The organism is Saccharibacillus sp. CPCC 101409 (genome assembly GCF_030518235.1).
Lineage (GTDB): Bacteria > Bacillota > Bacilli > Paenibacillales > Paenibacillaceae > Saccharibacillus.
On sequence record NZ_JAULSA010000009.1, the window covers coordinates 97,369 to 113,289 of the forward strand.

Genomic DNA, 15,921 nt, shown 5'->3' on the forward strand with positions numbered 1-15,921 from the left:
AATAAACCGGCAAAACGCCGGCACGCCAACAAGCCGTTTTCCGTCCGCCGGAGCGCACAGAAAACGGCTTGTTGAAAAAAGGATAAAGCGCGGCTTCCCGCCGGGCGAGAAAGCGCCGGATCGGCTGTCGGCTTACGAAGCGTCTTCGCCGCGCGTCAGGGTGAACCGGCCCAGATCGCTTTGCAGGCCGTCGGCCATTCCGCTGAGTTCTTCGGCGGACGAACCGATTTCTTCGAGCGCCGCGAGCTGCTGCTCGGCCGCGGCCGCCATCGACTGCGCTTCTTCGGAAGAGCGCAGCGCGACCCGCGCCACTTCGCTGACCGAAGCGGTAACCTGCTGCACGCCCGCCGAGATTTGCTCGGAAGCTGCGGATACTTCCTGGATCTGGTTGTTGACGGCGCGCGAAGCCCGGCCGATCTCCTGCATCGCCGCGCTGGCGCGGCCGATAAAAGCGATGCCTTCTTCGGTTTCCGTGTCGGTGCGGCGCATCTGTTCGACCGTTTGGCCGATCAGGCCGCGAATATCGCCGATCCGGGTCGAGATCGTTTCCACGGACAGACGGGTTTGTTCGGCCAGCTTGCCGACCTCCGAAGCGACGACGGCGAAGCCCCGTCCGTGCTCGCCGGCGCGGGCGGCTTCGATATTGGCGTTCAGCGAAAGAAGCTGCGTTTGCCCGGCGATTGCTTTGATCGCGGCCACGATCTCGTCGATCTGCCGCGAGTGCTCGTCCAGACGCTCCACGCTGCCGACGGAATGCACAACCGACTCGCGGATGCTCTGCATCTGGTCGACGGCGGCCGACAGCTCGAGTCCGCCGGTTTCGGAGCGCTGCGACGCTTCGGCGGCAGAGTCGGCCACCGAAGCCGAAGATTCGGCGATGCGTCCGACGCCCACGGCCATCTCGTTCATCGCCAGCGAAGTATCTTCGGTCATGCGCTTCTGCGTATCGGCGCCTTCGGCGACCGCCTGCACGGCGGCGGCGACCTGACGCATCGCCAGCGACGATTCGCGCGAGATCTCGCTCAGCTGCCGCGAAGAAGAAGCGGAATGTCTCGACGCGTCCTGGCTGCCGCTCAGCGTTTTGTTCAGCGCTTCGATCATGCGGTTGAACGAATCGCCGACCTGTCCCAGCTCGTCGCGCGTTTCGATCGCGATCGTATGCGAGAAGTCGCCTTCCGACATAGCGGACGAACGTTCTTTCAGCAGGCGCACGGCGCCGCTTACGCTGCGGTAGAACGCCGCGTAGAACAGCAGCACCAGCAGCAGAGCCAGGGCGGTAACCGCGGCGACGAGGTTGCGGTTGAACGTCATGCGGTCGATCCGCTGATCCAGCAGGCCGGTCAGCTCCGTGGAAGTTTGCCGGAACAGGGCGTTCGACGCATCGATTGCCGCCGTGCCGGCCGAGAAGAAGTCCGCCGGCGAATAAGCAAGGGTCTTGGCGTCCAGCAGCTGCTGCTGCGCAAGCGTAAGAAAACTTTCGACAGCGGAATCCGCTTTTTGTTTGTCCGCTTCCAGCCGCGCCGCCGAAGCCGCGTTCAGGCCGGCATACCGGTCCAGCGACTTGTTCAGCTTATCCGATTGACGCGAAGCTTCGTTATGAATGACCGCCAGATCCGTCAGCTCGGTTTTCGAAGCTTCGCGGCGGGTGAGCAGGCCGTTTCCGCTGCCGCGGATCAAAGCGGTCTGTTCGATCAGCGGAGGGATTTCGTTTACAAAAATATCCATCAAATAAAACGAATCGATCTGCGTATCCAGCGACAATCCGGATTCGTCGGCCGTTTTAACCACGAAATCCAGAGTGTTTTCGATCAATTCCGTATGCCGGGAGAAACTGTCGGCGGCCGGAAGCGAAGGAGTCTCTTTCTCCAGCGCGGTCCAGGAGGCGGAGATTTCCTGCCACTGCGACGAGGTTGCGCTCAGTCCCGAAACGCCGATCGCTTCGGCGACGCGCGCGGCGTTCTCGTCGGTAAGCTTGGAAGCTTCGTTCAACTTGCTTTCGCTGTCCGAACTTCCGCCGTTCAAGTAAGCGTTGGCCTGGCCGCGGTGCTGTTGAAGCGATAAAAGAAAAGGCAGCACCGCGTCGATTTGTTTGACGCCGTGCGTTTCGGCATCGGCGGTCCTGATCTGCTTCTGCGTATCGGACAGCCACAGGCTGAACAGCAAAGCCAGCGGAATCGCGAACAGAACACTGGTCAAAGCGAATTTCTGGGCATATTTCAGACGCGACAGAATTCGGGTGAACGGGTACAGCAATTTGGACATCATACGGCAATCCTCCACTTGTTCGCCTTTTGACAGCACAAGCTGGTCGGCGAAATCTGATATACCGTATATATCGGTAGAATCGCCGCAAAATGAGCAGGAAAAGTCATAAAAACGACAAAAATCTACAATATCGTATAGAAAAAACGTCGCACGCAAAAAAGACTCCGCAGGCGCGCCGGCGCAGAAACGGAATCTTTATTCATTCGATATGGAAAAGACATAGCCGTTCAACTTCAGAAAAACGCGCGGCCGGCTTTCAGTGCAAACGCTCGAAGCGTTTAACCGCCCAATAAGGCAGCGAAACGGATTTCCCCGACGTATCGACTTTAAAAAAACCGGTATGGTCCGTGTCCGGATAACAGGGACCCGTATAGAATTCTCCGCTGATTAAATGCAGACGCAGCACTTCTTCTTTGGACACGGCTTTTTTGATCTCTTGAGCTGCCATGCTGCAGGCCCCCTTATAAGCTTGATCTCTTGTTGAATTTGATTTTGATAACCTTACATTACCCTCTCTTCGGATCATCCAATCGTATTGTGGACAATATTTATGAAGAAAATGCAAAAAAGAGGAGCGAGCGGAATTCTTACCCCGAAACGGAGCGGAAAAACAAAGAGATCCGCAGCAGCCGGACCGCCGCAAGCGCCTGACCCAGCGTAATCGCATAAACGGAAATCCGTTCGAATACCGCCGGGTACCCGAACGGATGGAGGACCATCAAGACCACCGCCGCGATTCCGAGGCCGCCGAGCGCAATCGACACGGTCGGCAGGAAAGAAGCGGGCGTCCGGGATCGCAGCGCGGCGGCCGTCAGCATCAGCGCGGCGTTGCCGCCGACGATCGCCATTCCCGCTCCGATTACATGGGGATCGAGCGCTTCGTAATGGACGCCGTGGAAAGCCGCGACCAGAACCATCCCGATCCCGTGGGCAAAAGCCAGCAGCGCTCCCGGAACTTTGAACGCGGCCGGGAACAAAGACAGAATAAACAAATGCGCAAGCAGAAAAAGCAGGCCCTGCAGCGCAAAACCGGCGTTCATGACCGCGTGAAGAGGGGAATGGATCAACCGGCCGTCGACGATCGTGTCGATGCGCACGCCCAGATCGCTGATGTTGTTAAAAGCGTACCGGTAAGCCGGCTGCGTCCAGGCGCCCGCGGCGATCGTTTCGGAAGCCAGATACACAATCGAGGCGGTCAGAAACAAAGCGGCGCCCGTACGGACTGTTCGAATGACATTCATGGAAACGGCCTCCTTTTTCGAATCTGGCGAAGTCTATTGATCTGCGGATTGAACCTTCTGCTTTATATCCTACTTTTTATGCTAAAGGAAGAGAAGCGGGAAGTACACATGTCTCTGCGAAGAAATTCGCACATCGGTCGCCGCCGCAAGATATGAATAGTTTTCGGGTTTTTCGGCAAAAAACGTACATTCCTTTCTGCTATGCTGGATTTCGAAGAGCAACGCAATCACAAGGAGGAATTCAGTCGTGAACACACCGAAGATCGATCGGAATCAATCCGCCGGGGAAACGCAGTCCCCGCTTGAATGGGCCGAGAAAGCCTGCGACGCCCTGATGGCCAAATTCGAGCCGGAGCAGCTGCCGCCGAACTATTTTCATTATCACCAGGGCGTCTTTTTGTCGGGAATGGAACAATGCTGGAGATTGAGCGGCAAAGAAAAATATTACGATTATCTGAAACGCTGGGTGGACAGCCAGATTACCGAAGAAGGCGTCGTCAAAAAATTCCACGAAGAAGAGCTGGACGATATTCAACCGGGCATCCTGCTGTTCAATCTGTACGAACGCACCGGGGACGACCGTTACAAGAAAGCGCTCCACCAGCTGGTGCCGCTGATCAAGCCGTGGCCGACGAACTCCGTCGGCGGCTTCTGGCACAAAGGACATTTTCCGAACCAGATGTGGCTGGACGGCTTGTACATGGGCGGGCCGATCGCCGTTCGCTTCGGACGCACATTCGGGGACGGCGATTACTTCGACCTGATCGCGCGCCAGGCCGTGCTGATGGCGGACCATATGAAAGATCCCGACACGGGCCTGCTGTACCATGCCTGGGACATCACCAAAGAAGCAGAATGGGCCGATCCCGTTACCGGGCTGTCCCCGGAATTCTGGGGCCGTTCGATCGGCTGGTTCCCGGTGGCGCTGCTGGATATTCTGGAATACCTGCCCGAAGACCATTCGCAAAGAAGCCGTTTGATCGAGATTCTGCGCGATCTGCTGATCGCGCTGAGCAAATTCCAGGACGAGCGGACCGGTCTGTGGTATCAGGTCGTCGATAAAGGCGGCCGGCCGGACAACTGGCTGGAAAGTTCCTGCTCCGCGCTGTACACCCAGGCGATCGCCAGAGCGGTCCGGCTGGGTTATCTGGACGAGAAATATATGCAGACCGCCTGGAAAGGCTACGACGGCTCGATCGCCGCGCTGAAGTTCGATCCGGACACCGGGAACGTGATTATCGGCAACGTATGCGTCGGAACCAATGTCGGCGATTATACGTTCTATGTGAACCGTCCGACAAGCGAGAACGATCTGCACGGGGCCGGCGCTTTTATCCTGATGTGTACGGAACTGAGCCAGGCTTCGCCGCGCGCGTAACGCAGGCTTTTATGTTTCGACATGAGCTTCTTGGAAAAAAAACCGTCTTTTCGGCTTCCGCGGCCGCAAAGGCGGTTCTTTTTTTGTGCGCTAACTTCCCGCCGCGGCGGGAAAAAGCCGCCTTTAAAGCGGTTTTTCGCGCCGCTTGGTGATGGACGAATCTTTTTTTGCCTGCTATACTGATAATCAATCTCAATTGGGCGTACGTTCCTGTTGGTGTACTCGGAAAAGGGTGATGTCGTGAAACAAATGCAAGAGTGTACAAGGGGGACGGAAGCGTATGAATTCGTCCGCTTTGCCTGAAGATCCGCAGCAGGCGCTGAAACAGGTCAAGGTCCGTTCGCGCCCCTGGGCGGCTTCGTTGATTCTGGTCGGCGGGGTGATTCTGCTGGTGCTCGGCATGGCGGTGGCGATCGCGATCGGCGCGAAAGATATTGCGCTGCCCGACGTCTGGAACGCCGTTTTCCATTTCAATCCGGACCTGACCGAGCATCAGATTATCCGCGAGCTGCGCATGCCCCGCGTCGCGGGCGCGGCCGTGGTAGGCGCGGCGTTTGCCGTGGCGGGCGCGATCATGCAGGGCATGACCCGCAACCCGCTCGCCGATACCGGCCTGCTGGGCCTGAACTCCGGCGCGGCGTTTGCGCTGGCGCTGTGCTTCGCTTTCGCGCCGGGGATGTCGTTCCTCGGTCTGATGATGTATTCGTTTCTCGGGGCGGGAGCCGGCGTGGGCGTGGTGTACGGCATCGGCTCGCGTTCCAAAGGCGGCTTGACGCCGATCCGGCTCGTGCTCGCGGGCGCCGCGGTCAGCGCGCTGTTCACCGCGCTCAGCGAAGGCGTCGCGCTGTATTTCAAGATCGGCCAGGATCTGGCTTTCTGGTACGCGGGCGGCGTCGCCGGGACCCAGTGGCTTCAGATCAAGATTATTCTGCCGGTCGTAATCGTGGCGCTGCTGGGCGCTTTTGCGCTGGCGCGCTCGATTACGCTGCTCAGTCTCGGCGACGATATCGCGACCGGACTCGGCCAGCGCACGGGCACGGTCCGTTTGTTCGGCGTGCTGATCGTGCTGGTGCTGGCGGGAACGGCCGTGTCGATCGTCGGCTCGGTCGGCTTCGTCGGCTTGATTATTCCGCATCTGACGCGCAAGCTGGTCGGCGTCGATTACCGCTGGATCATTCCGTGTTCCGCCGTGCTCGGCAGTCTGCTGATCGTCTTCGCCGATCTGGCCGCGCGGATGATCAATCCGCCGCAGGAGACGCCGATCGGCGCTCTCGTTGCCCTGATCGGGGTCCCGTTCTTCCTCTATCTGGCGGTTAAAGAAAGGAGGGCCCTGTGAGCATGGAATCGACGATTCATCAGGCCGAGCGCCACAAGCGCAACCGGAGCATTCTGGTTATCGGCATTTTCGCGGTGCTGATCGTGATTGCTTTTGTTATCAGCATGAACACCGGCTTTATCCGATTGTCGCCGCTCGACGTCGTGCGCACGCTGTTCGGCGGCGGCACGGCGCAGCAGCATCTGATCCTGTTCGAGTTCCGCCTGCCCCGCATCGTGATCTCGATCCTGATCGGCGCCGGCCTGGCTGTTTCGGGCTGCGTGATGCAGGGCATTTCACGCAACGCGCTGGCCGATCCCGGCATCCTCGGCGTCAACGCCGGCGCGGGTCTGATGGTCATGCTGTACGTTTCGTTCTATTCGTCGAGCGTGTCCGGTTCGGTGTTCTTGCTGCCGGTGCTTGCGCTGATCGGCGCGGGCGCGACGGCGGTGGTGATCTACGTGCTGTCGTACAAAAAAGGCGAAGGTCTCGTCCCGACGCGCATGCTGCTTGTGGGGATCGGGGTGGCGGCGGGCATCAGCGCGGCGATGATCGTGCTTACGCTGCGGCTCAACCCGGACGAGTACCAGTTTGTCGCTTCCTGGCTGGCCGGACGCATCTGGGGCGCGAGCTGGAAGTTCGTCGCGGCGCTGCTGCCGTGGCTGATTATCTTCCTGCCGTTTATTTTCTACAAAGCCAAAGTCATGAACGTGCTGAATATGGGCGACCAGACGGCGACGGGACTCGGCACGCATATCGAACGGGAGCGTCTGCTGCTGCTCGCGGCGGCCGTCGGCCTGGCCGGAGCGTGCGTCGCCGTCAGCGGCGGTATCGGCTTCGTCGGCCTGATCGGGCCGCATCTGGGCCGCCGGCTCGTCGGACCGAAGCACCAGGCGCTGCTGCCCGTATCCGCACTCGCCGGCGCGCTGCTCGTGCTTGTCGCCGACACGCTGGGCCGCTGGATTCTCCAGCCGACCGATATCCCGACCGGAGTCGTCGTCGCCGTGATCGGCGCGCCGTATTTCCTCTATCTGCTGGCAAAAACGAAAGTATGACTTTTCCGGCAGTCCAACCGCTCTCCGATAAGGGGAGCGGTTTTTGTTTTTCATGTATAAAGCATATCCAACTTGAAAAAAGCCCGCCGATCGCCTATCATGTAAACGCTATCCCAAAAGGCTAAAGAGCGGTTGAGCGGACGGGCTGCTCGGATGTCCCAACATCATGAAGAGGTGAAGCGAGATGAAGTACAGAAGATTGGGCAAGACCGGGCTGGACGTATCCGTCGTCGGCGTGGGAACCTGGCAGTTCGGCGGGGACTGGGGCCAAGATTACAGCCAGCAGGACGCGGACGCTATCTTGAACCGGGCCAAAGAGCTCGGCATCAACCTGATCGATACGGCGGAGTGCTACGGGCCGGATCACCTGTCGGAAAGCCTGATCGGGGATTTCCTGTCCCGCGACCGGCGCGAAGACTGGGTGCTGGCGACCAAGTTCGGCCATCACTGGCACGATCATTGGGAGAACGCCTGGAGCGTCGACCAGATCCGCACCCAGCTGGAAGAATCGCTGCGCGCGCTCCGAACGGACTACGTCGATCTGTACCAGTTCCATTCGGGTTCGGACGAGGCATTCGACAACGACGAGCTGTGGACGATGCTCGACAAACAGGTTCAAGCCGGCAAGATTCGCAACCTGGGCATCTCGATCGGCAGCAACGACAATCTGTATCAGACCGACAAAGCGACCGAACGCAATGCCAAAGCGATTCAGGTCGTATACAACCGGATCGACCGCGTGCCGGAAGAGCGCGTATTCCCGTCCTGCGAGCGTCAGGATCTGGGCGTGCTGGCCAGAGTGCCGCTGGCGAGCGGATTCCTGAGCGGAAAATACAAACCGGGCGCGGTGTTCGAAGACAATGTGCGCAAAGGGCGCGAACGCGAAGAAGTCGACGAGAAGCTGAAGCAGGTCGAAGAGATCCGCCGCGGCGAAGTGCCGGAAGGCGTGGGCATGGCGGAATGGGCGCTGGCCTGGTGTCTCAAGAATCCGGCGGTCAGCTGCGTCATTCCGGGCTGCAAAAGCGTCGAGCAGGTCGAATCCAACGCGCGGGCGGCGGAACTGGAGTTGTAAACCGTTAAAATGAAACAAGCCGGTTTTCGCGTCGCTGCGGCGATGCGGGCCGGCTTTTTGCGAAAACGGTTTTATTTTGCGGGAAAGAAGGAAAAAGGCATGAGCGAGTGGACGGAAGTAACAGAGATTCCGCGCAGTAAGCGCATCTTGTTTCTGGGGGACAGCATCACGGAAAACGGTACCTATATCCGCGATTTGGACGCGGTGTTTACCAGGCTTCTGCCGCAGTGCGGGATCGAATGGATCGGTCTTGGGGTCAGCAGCGAAACGGCGGCGGGCACGCACGAGATTACGCATCCGTTCCCGCGCCCGGACGTGCACGAACGGCTGGACCGGGCGCTGGCGGAGACCCGGCCGGACTGGGTGTTTGTTTGCTACGGGATGAACGACGGCATCTACCATCCGTTTGCGCGGGAGCGCTTCGACGCTTACCGGAGCGGGATGGAGCGAATGGTCGCCAAAATCGAGCAGGCCGGCGCGCAGCCTATTCTGCTCACTCCGCCGCCGTTCGATATCTTGTCCGTCAACGGGCGTCCGCAGCCGGAAGGCCTGCCGGATTATTCGTTCGACGATCCGTACGGGAAATACGACGAGGTATTGGGCTTCTACTCGGATTGGCTGCTGGCGTACGGACGCGAAAAAGGACTCAAAACTGTCGATATCCGTCGCCCTTTGCACGCGTTTATCGAACAAAATCGGGAGCGGAATCCGGATTTCCGATACGGCGACGGGGTGCACCCGGACGAAGCCGGCCACGCGGTCATTGCGCATACGATTCTGAAAAAGGTGTTTCGGCTGGAATGGGAACAGATGCCGGAGTGGCTGAGCGAAGACGGGGAATTTCTTCACCTTGTGACGGAGCGCAGGGAACTGCTCAAAGCATCCTGGCGCGAGCATGTGGGACACAGCAATCCGTACAAACTCGACGCGCTGCCGCTCGGCGAAGCGCTGAAGCGGGTGGAAGAGCTGCTGCCTGCGATCCGCGAAGCGGCGCGGCGGGAAGGCGGCGAGTTGGACGAGCGGCTGTCGGATTGGAACGGTTTGGTCCGGCGGGATTACAAACTGAACGGACGTTCCTGCCTGGTCGTGGAACCGCGGACACCGGCGGACGGGCGTCCCTGGATCTGGCGGACGGAATTCTTCGGCGATTTCGCGAACGCGGATCTCGAACTGGCGCGCCTGGGCTGGCATATCGGGTATATCGGGCTCAGCCATCTGTACGGTTCGCCGTTTGCGGCGCGGGAAATGGAAGTGTTCCGCAGCGACGCGGCGCGGCGGTTCGATCTTGCTTCCAAACCCGTGCTGTTTGGTTTCAGCCGGGGCGGGCTGTACGCGGTCCGCTACGCGGAGACGTTTCCGCAGCATACGCGCGCCCTGTATCTGGACGCGCCGGTCGTGGATATCGCCAGCTGGCCGGGCGGCTTCGGCGCGGGGCACGGCTCGCCGGAGGAATGGGAGGACTGCCTGGATGTGTACGGAATCCCGCGCGGCGCATATCGTGCGGCCGAAGGTACGGGCACGGGCGCGGCCAAAGTTACGGACGAACTGTTGGAAATGCTTGCGGTCCCGGCGCGGGCCGGCATCCCGATTCTGCTGGTGGCCGGCGGAGCGGACGAAGCGGTGCCGTTTGCGGAAAACGGCGAAATCCTGGCGCGGCGCTATCTTGAATGCGGAGGCGTCATCGAGCAGATCGTCAAGCCGGACTGCGGGCACCATCCGCACGGCCTGGAACATCCGCAGCCGGTGGTGGACTTCGTCAGGTCTTCGCCGGCGAAGTGAGCGCGGCGGGAGCGGCGGCCGTTTCGCGCAGCAGGGCGGGCAGCGCTTCGGCCAGAAGCTGACGCGTCCAGGCGTCGTCGAAGTTCCATTCGGCGTCGAGCAGATGAACGCTCGGCGCATGCCGGTGCAGCAGGCCCGACTCCAGGAGCAGTCGGGCTTGTTTGTGCGCGGCCTCGCCGCGGCCGCGCATCAGGAACAAGCGGTCCGCCGCGTACTCGCCGAGTTCCTCCAGCCGGACGAGGCGGAAGCCCACGCCCGCTTCGATCATGCGGGCGATCTTGGCGCACGGGAGGAAGCCGCCCGTGCGGTGCAGCGTGGCGGCCAGGCCCTGGCCGGCCATTACGTAGAGCCGCGCGTCGACCAGCACGAACGCGGCCGCCGTTTCGCCGTCCGCTATGCCGGCGGCATCCCATGCGCCGCGCAGAGCGTCGGCGTGCGCGGCAGTCCAGGCCGCCGCTTCGCTCCGGCGGCCGATCAGTTCGCCGATGCGCAGCAGGCGCTCGTCGGGCGGCACGAAACGCTCGATCGATACGGCGCGGCACAGCGCGCCGAGCTTCTCGAGCCGGACGTCGTCGGCGCTCTCGCAGATCACAAGATCGGGGCGCAGCGGAGCCAGGCGCTGCTCGTCGAGCGAAACGCCGGCATCGGCGATGCCGGCAAGCTCGCCGCCGTAAGCGACCTGATGGCGCACGATAGCCAGCGAAGCGGCGGCCGGCCTGACGCCGAGCCGCAGCAGGTCGCCGGTCAAGCCGCCGGAGACCGCGATGCGCCGGGGGATTCCCTCCGGCGCGGAACCCGCCGTTCGCACGGCCTGCGTGCGCCGCCGGGCCAGTTGGACATAGTAGCGGGGCGAGACGCCCATAAACCGGCTGAACCGGCGGCTGAAATAGTATTCGTCGCGAAAGCCGACGCTGCGGGCGATCTCGCGCAGCGGATCGTCCGTCCGCGTCAGCAGCTCGCGCGCTTTGTCCAGGCGCAGCTCGTTCAGGTAATCGAGCGGAGCGCGGCCGGTCATCTGCCGGAACAGGGCGCTGTACTGCCAGCGTCCGACCCCCGAGCGCTTCAGCAGCTCGCCGACCGTCAGCGACTCGCGGTAGTGGCGGTGGAGATAGTCCACCGTTTCGCGCACGCTGTCCGCCGCCGCGCCGCCGGGCGCGGCTTCCGCGCGCGCTTCGAGCAGCGCTAAGAGCAGTTCCTGCGCGGCGATGCGGCGGCGCAGCGCGCTTTGCGGCGACCCGTCCGGCTCGGCCTCAAGCCGCGCCAGCATCCGCTGCGCGGGGGCCGCCGGCAGCGTTCTCCATTCGCCGCCGCCGGGCAGGCCGGAGGCCGGGGACTCCGCTCCGCCGCGCGCCGCGCGGTTATGCAGAAGAAAAGCGAAGCGCAGCCGCCGCGCTTCGGGTTCTTCCGCTTCCGGGACCTCGGCGGCGCTGCGGCGGTCTTCGCGTTCCGGCGCGTCCGGGACGAGCAGGCGGGCCCGGCATGCTTTGCCGGCTGCGATCTCGCAGATGTAAGCCTCGCGGGGGACCTGCTGCGCCGAGGCGTACATCCCCAGCCACTGAATATCGAACGGCCATTCGGACCGGTCGCTCTGCCGCATTGCTCTCACTCCTTTGACGTCTTCTGGTTTGTTCCTTGTTCTATCGACGATTATAGCACGCGTGCGCGGACGCAGGCGTCCGGGTCCCCGCCGCGTCTAGACAGATAAAGACTCCGCCCGTGCTGCGCACGGCGAAGTCTCGGATTGTCGAGAAAGAATTGGCTGTAAGCCTAACTGGTACCATGACCGCTTAAGAGGTAAGGTTACGCCCATCGAAAACCCGCTTGAGCCGTGCGTGTTTCCGATGAACGCAACCCTTGGATTTGATGCGGTCAAGGTACTGGGTAAGTTCGATTGACAGGAAACGTTGCGGAAAGGGCCCTTCGGGAGAAATAAAGCAAAGGTTAAGTAGAATCGAAATAGCTGCGTATATGCCCTTATTTAGGCTTAATCTTACGTTTTCGAGGAAATAACGACGCTGATACATCTATTTCGAATTTTTTCGCTTTGATTCGGCTTTTGGCGCCCGAATAGCTGCACCTGCGTCGCTATTTGAAGAAATCGAAGGGTTTCGCCCCGAATAAGTGTACCTGCGGCGCTATTTTCCGTTTGGAACTCTACCCGGCTTTCTCCACAGCCGAAAGACTCCGCCCGTGCTGCGAACGGCGGAGTCTTGGCGGAGTCTTTCGGTTTGGCGTCCTGGAGCGCCGCCTGCTGCGGGCGGCGCTCCGATGCCAATCCGCGCGGGCGCGGCCGGCGGCATGTCTGGAAACTCCTGCGGGTTACTCCGTTTCGTTGATGACTTTCGCCAGTTCGTCCAGCAGGCGCTCGCTCGTGATCGGATCGTCGAAGTTCCATTTGCTGTCCAGAATATGCACGCGGCCTTTCTCGACGGCGGGGATCGTTTTCCAGACCGAGCTTTTGAGCAGGGCGTTCTGCGTCTCCATCGTTTCGGTATCGGCTTCGTTCGTCAGGACGAAAATTTCCGTGCCCACATAGTCGGGGATCAGCTCGCTCGACACGTCGATAAAGCGGTCGCCTTTATCGATCAGCTTCTGTACGTTTTCCGCCGGTTTCAGGCCGAGGCGTCCGTACAGCGTCTGGTTAAAGCCCTGATTGCCCATGATGTACATCGTTTTGCCGAGCAGCAGCAGGGAAGAAGCGGTGGCATTTTCCGGCAGGTCCAGCGAAGCCTTTGTTTCTTCGACCTTTTTCTCGTATCCCGCGATCCAGGTTTCGGCTTCTTCCGTCCTGCCGGCGATATCGCCGAGCGTGCGCACGCGGTCGAGCATATCGGTCGGACCGCTTTTCCCGGTTACGACGGTCGGCGCGATCTTCTCCAGCGATGCGAACTGCTCTTCGTCCCAGTCGTTGAATACGATCAGATCGGGATTCAGCGACATGATCTTTTCCAGCGAATACGGGACGCCGATATCTTCGATGCCGTCCAGCAGGTCGGGATAAGCGACCTGGGTGCCGATTACGCTCAGCGGAGCGCCGAGCGGTTTGACGCCCAGGGCGAGCAGGTCGCCCGGTTCGCTTCCCACGTAAACGATCCGCTGCGGCGAAACCGGGATTTCGACTTGGCGATCGGCGCTGTCCGTATATGTACGCGTGCCCGAAGCTTCCGCTTCCGTTTCCGCGGTTTCCGCGGTTTTCGCTTCGGGTTGGGTCTGGCTGTCCGGGCTTTCCGCAGCCGCCTGCTGCTCCGGCGCGGCGCTCCCGGCGGCCGGGGTCGAATCGGCGCCGCAGGCCGACAGCGGCAGCGCCAGCAGGGTCAGCAGCAGCAGCGGCCGGAAAAGTTTCATCGTTTTGAACATGATCATGACTCCTTTTTGTCTAATATTCAGATAATGATAATCATTATCACTATCGCTAAAAGGTATCATAATCGCTTTGCAGGCATGGAACAATAGAAAAAATGCAGATTTTGTTTTGTACAAAATGCAGGAAGAAGACAAGCCGAAGGCATAGACTTCGGAGAACCGGAAGTCTATCGGCCGTTCAACAAAGCGGGCAGGTCGCCGAGCAGCCGGCTGCGGCTGTAGGCGTCGAACGCGTTCCAGCGCGAAGATTCGACTACGTGTACGCCCCGGACCGCGGCCTTACTCAGCTTCTTCCAGTGAGGACCGCGCATGAAGTCGTCCGCGGCGCGCCGGTCCGGCTGCGAAGACGACATCAGCATAAAGATCCGGTCCGCCGCATAAACGGAAGCCGCTTCCGGCGAGATCTCCATGTAACCTTCGTCCCGGATCAGCATGCTGCGAACCGGCTCCGCGGGACGAAGCCCGTCGGGATGATACAGCATCGAAGAAAGACCGATCTTGCCCATCACGAAAAATCGTCCCCGTTCGAACAAAAACACGGAGGCGGTTTCCCGCACGCCTCCCGAACCCGAACCGCCGCCGAGGCCGCGCCACATGCCCTGTTCCGCTTCGAAATAGCGTTCCAGCCAGCGTTCGGCCTGCCGCTCGCGCCCAAACCAGCGGCCGAGCAGCCGTATCCGCTCGCCGAGCGGACTCCACGAATCGTGCACCAGCACCGGCGCGATCTTCGACCAGAGCCGGCTGGTCCGCTCGTCCATGCTTGTGCAGACGATCAGGTCCGGATGAATTCGGGCCGCTCCGCGCAGGTCGTCGTCGGATGACAGTTCGATAAAGCCGCCGAGCCGTTCGCCGCAGAAGCCGCTCTGCGCCGGCATGCAGTGTCCGCCCACAGGCTGGATGCCGAGCGCCAGCAGGTCGCCCACGGCTTCGCCGACATACAGCACCCGCCGCGGCTTGGCGGGCACGCTCACCCGGCGGTGCAGCGAATCGCGCACCGTCAGCATGCCTTCGCCCCGCCTCGCATAGCGGCCGGGCGCGCTGCCCGTCGCCGCCCGGAAGCGGCGGCTGAAGTAATACTCGTCGCGAAAGCCGGTTCGCGACGCAATCTCGCGCAGGGGGCCGTCGCCCCTGCGCAGCATCTGCCCGGCGCGCTCGATGCGCAGCGCGTTCAGGTATTCCAGCGGGGCCATGCCGGTGATGGCCCGGAACACCGCGGCGTAGCGCCGCGGCGTCAGCCCGGCGGCTTCCGCGAGCCGGGCCGCCGTCCAGTCCTCGGCGAAGCGGCGTTCCAGCGCCGCGATGCCGTCCGCGACGGCGCGCGCGGCCTCGGAGGGAACCGACGCCGGTTCTTCGGATGCGGCCAGCAGGCCGAGCAGCCGCTCGAAGCCGGCCTGGCGCCGGCGGCGGGTCGCATCCGTGCGCGCGAAGCGCAGCGCGTGCAGTTCTTCCGCCAGCGCCGACGCTTCCGGCGAAGCGGCGGCGAGGCCGCCGGCAAAGCCGGGCAGTTCGCCGGCATAGCGCGCCGGCTCCGGTTCGGTCAGATCGGCCGCCGTGAAGTCGAAGCGGCAGTAGACCGCCTTGCCGCCGCCGGCAGGCGCGGGGCAGGGCGGCGCCGGGGCGGGACCCTGCGGAAGCGGGCCCGCCGCCCGTCCGGTATCGGCCGCCCGCCGGGCATCGGGCGGCGCGCTTTGCCTCGGCGCGGCAGGTCTCTGCGCGCCGCATTCCGATGGGTTTCGCGCGGGAACATTCTGTCCCGGCGCGCTTTGCTTCGGCATGCCGGATTCCGGCATGCTTTCTCCCGGCGTACCGTGCCGGGAAGCTTCCCCCGCGGCGCCGATCTCCGCGGCCGAGCCGGGAGGGAGCAGCAGGACTTCGCCCGCTTGCAGCGTAAGCGGACCGTCTCCGACGTCCACGCGCAGCGAACCGGCGCTGGCGAACAGCAATCGATAGACGGGCGAGTAGGCGAGCCGATCGCCGCCGCATAGTTCGACGCGCTCCGACGCCAGCAGGTGGCAGCGCAGCGCTTCCGGCAGCGCCCCGCTGCCGCGGCCGTTCCGGCCGTCCTGCGCATAAAATTCGGTGTCCATCGACATCGCTCCTTTGACAAATGATAACCGTTATCATTGTAGCGCGCGAAAAAGGAGCTTTTCAATAAAAATCGAAAAGCTCCGCAGAATGTCGAGAAAGCCGGGCAGGGTTCCGCGCGGAAAATAGCGGCACAGATACATTTATTTGGAGCAAAACCCTTCGATTTCTTCAAATAGCGGCGCAGGTGCAATTATTCGGGGGCCAAACGCCGAATCGAAGCGAAAAAACTCGAAATAGATGTATCAGCGCCGTTATTTTCCCGAAAACGCAGGATCAAGCCTGAATAAGGGTATATACGCAGCTATTCAGATTCGTCCTTCCGCTCGCTTTGGTTCTCCAGTCTTTTCCCCGACCATTGATTCCAA

Annotated in this window: 11 protein-coding genes; 5 read left to right on the forward strand and 6 right to left on the reverse strand. The window is 61.6% G+C overall.

Going from position 1 to position 15,921, the window contains the following annotated elements:
* Nucleotides 1–132: 132 nt before the first annotated feature.
* From QWJ34_RS18445 to QWJ34_RS18455, 3 genes are all read right to left on the reverse strand, one after another.
* Nucleotides 133–2,265 (reverse strand): methyl-accepting chemotaxis protein, encoded by a 2,133-nt coding sequence (locus QWJ34_RS18445; protein ID WP_302730098.1) that lies wholly within the window; start codon nucleotides 2,263–2,265, stop codon nucleotides 133–135.
* A gap of 256 nt (nucleotides 2,266–2,521) precedes the next feature.
* Nucleotides 2,522–2,713 (reverse strand): hypothetical protein, encoded by a 192-nt coding sequence (locus tag QWJ34_RS18450; RefSeq protein ID WP_302730100.1) that lies wholly within the window; start codon nucleotides 2,711–2,713, stop codon nucleotides 2,522–2,524.
* 139 nt (nucleotides 2,714–2,852) lie between these two features.
* Nucleotides 2,853–3,506 (reverse strand): DUF998 domain-containing protein, encoded by a 654-nt coding sequence (locus QWJ34_RS18455; protein ID WP_302730102.1) that lies wholly within the window; start codon nucleotides 3,504–3,506, stop codon nucleotides 2,853–2,855.
* 247 nt (nucleotides 3,507–3,753) lie between these two features.
* On the opposite strand from QWJ34_RS18455, the gene QWJ34_RS18460 reads away from it, so the two are divergent.
* The 5 genes from QWJ34_RS18460 (at nucleotide 3,754) to QWJ34_RS18480 (ending at nucleotide 10,105) form a co-directional block, all read left to right on the forward strand.
* Entirely contained in the window at nucleotides 3,754–4,884 is a 1,131-nt protein-coding gene (locus QWJ34_RS18460) for a glycoside hydrolase family 88/105 protein (protein WP_302730104.1), read from the forward strand.
* 280 nt (nucleotides 4,885–5,164) lie between these two features.
* Nucleotides 5,165–6,220: a FecCD family ABC transporter permease gene (locus QWJ34_RS18465; protein WP_302730106.1), complete on the forward strand. Its 1,056-nt coding sequence runs from the start codon at nucleotides 5,165–5,167 to the stop codon at nucleotides 6,218–6,220.
* A gap of 2 nt (nucleotides 6,221–6,222) precedes the next feature.
* Nucleotides 6,223–7,254, forward strand: coding sequence for a FecCD family ABC transporter permease (locus QWJ34_RS18470; protein WP_302730108.1), 1,032 nt, complete (start codon nucleotides 6,223–6,225; stop codon nucleotides 7,252–7,254).
* 184 nt (nucleotides 7,255–7,438) lie between these two features.
* Nucleotides 7,439–8,326: an aldo/keto reductase gene (locus QWJ34_RS18475; protein WP_302730110.1), complete on the forward strand. Its 888-nt coding sequence runs from the start codon at nucleotides 7,439–7,441 to the stop codon at nucleotides 8,324–8,326.
* 99 nt (nucleotides 8,327–8,425) lie between these two features.
* On the forward strand, nucleotides 8,426–10,105 hold the full coding sequence (locus tag QWJ34_RS18480) for a GDSL-type esterase/lipase family protein (protein WP_302730112.1): 1,680 nt from the start codon (nucleotides 8,426–8,428) through the stop codon (nucleotides 10,103–10,105).
* Here the strand turns inward: QWJ34_RS18480 and QWJ34_RS18485 are convergent.
* From QWJ34_RS18485 to QWJ34_RS18495, 3 genes are all read right to left on the reverse strand, one after another.
* Nucleotides 10,083–11,702 (reverse strand): AraC family transcriptional regulator, encoded by a 1,620-nt coding sequence (locus QWJ34_RS18485; RefSeq protein ID WP_302730114.1) that lies wholly within the window; start codon nucleotides 11,700–11,702, stop codon nucleotides 10,083–10,085. The genes QWJ34_RS18480 and QWJ34_RS18485 overlap by 23 nt on opposite strands.
* 722 nt (nucleotides 11,703–12,424) lie before the next feature.
* The gene (locus QWJ34_RS18490; RefSeq protein WP_302730116.1) at nucleotides 12,425–13,462 is read right to left on the reverse strand and encodes an ABC transporter substrate-binding protein; all 1,038 of its coding nucleotides are present in this window, start codon (nucleotides 13,460–13,462) and stop codon (nucleotides 12,425–12,427) included.
* A gap of 173 nt (nucleotides 13,463–13,635) precedes the next feature.
* Entirely contained in the window at nucleotides 13,636–15,555 is a 1,920-nt protein-coding gene (locus QWJ34_RS18495) for an AraC family transcriptional regulator (RefSeq protein WP_302730118.1), read from the reverse strand.
* Nucleotides 15,556–15,921 lie beyond the last annotated feature (366 nt).

What these genes read in the sequence shown, in the direction of transcription:
- QWJ34_RS18445 (WP_302730098.1), bottom strand. Translation starts at nt 2,265, where the DNA reads ATGATGTCCAAATTGCTGTACCCGTTCACCCGAATTCTGTCGCGTCTG.
- QWJ34_RS18450 (WP_302730100.1), bottom strand. Translation starts at nt 2,713, where the DNA reads ATGGCAGCTCAAGAGATCAAAAAAGCCGTGTCCAAAGAAGAAGTGCTG.
- QWJ34_RS18455 (WP_302730102.1), bottom strand. Translation starts at nt 3,506, where the DNA reads ATGAATGTCATTCGAACAGTCCGTACGGGCGCCGCTTTGTTTCTGACC.
- QWJ34_RS18465 (WP_302730106.1), top strand. Translation starts at nt 5,165, where the DNA reads ATGAATTCGTCCGCTTTGCCTGAAGATCCGCAGCAGGCGCTGAAACAG.
- QWJ34_RS18470 (WP_302730108.1), top strand. Translation starts at nt 6,223, where the DNA reads ATGGAATCGACGATTCATCAGGCCGAGCGCCACAAGCGCAACCGGAGC.
- QWJ34_RS18475 (WP_302730110.1), top strand. Translation starts at nt 7,439, where the DNA reads ATGAAGTACAGAAGATTGGGCAAGACCGGGCTGGACGTATCCGTCGTC.
- QWJ34_RS18480 (WP_302730112.1), top strand. Translation starts at nt 8,426, where the DNA reads ATGAGCGAGTGGACGGAAGTAACAGAGATTCCGCGCAGTAAGCGCATC.
- QWJ34_RS18485 (WP_302730114.1), bottom strand. Translation starts at nt 11,702, where the DNA reads ATGCGGCAGAGCGACCGGTCCGAATGGCCGTTCGATATTCAGTGGCTG.
- QWJ34_RS18490 (WP_302730116.1), bottom strand. Translation starts at nt 13,462, where the DNA reads ATGTTCAAAACGATGAAACTTTTCCGGCCGCTGCTGCTGCTGACCCTG.
- QWJ34_RS18495 (WP_302730118.1), bottom strand. Translation starts at nt 15,555, where the DNA reads ATGGACACCGAATTTTATGCGCAGGACGGCCGGAACGGCCGCGGCAGC.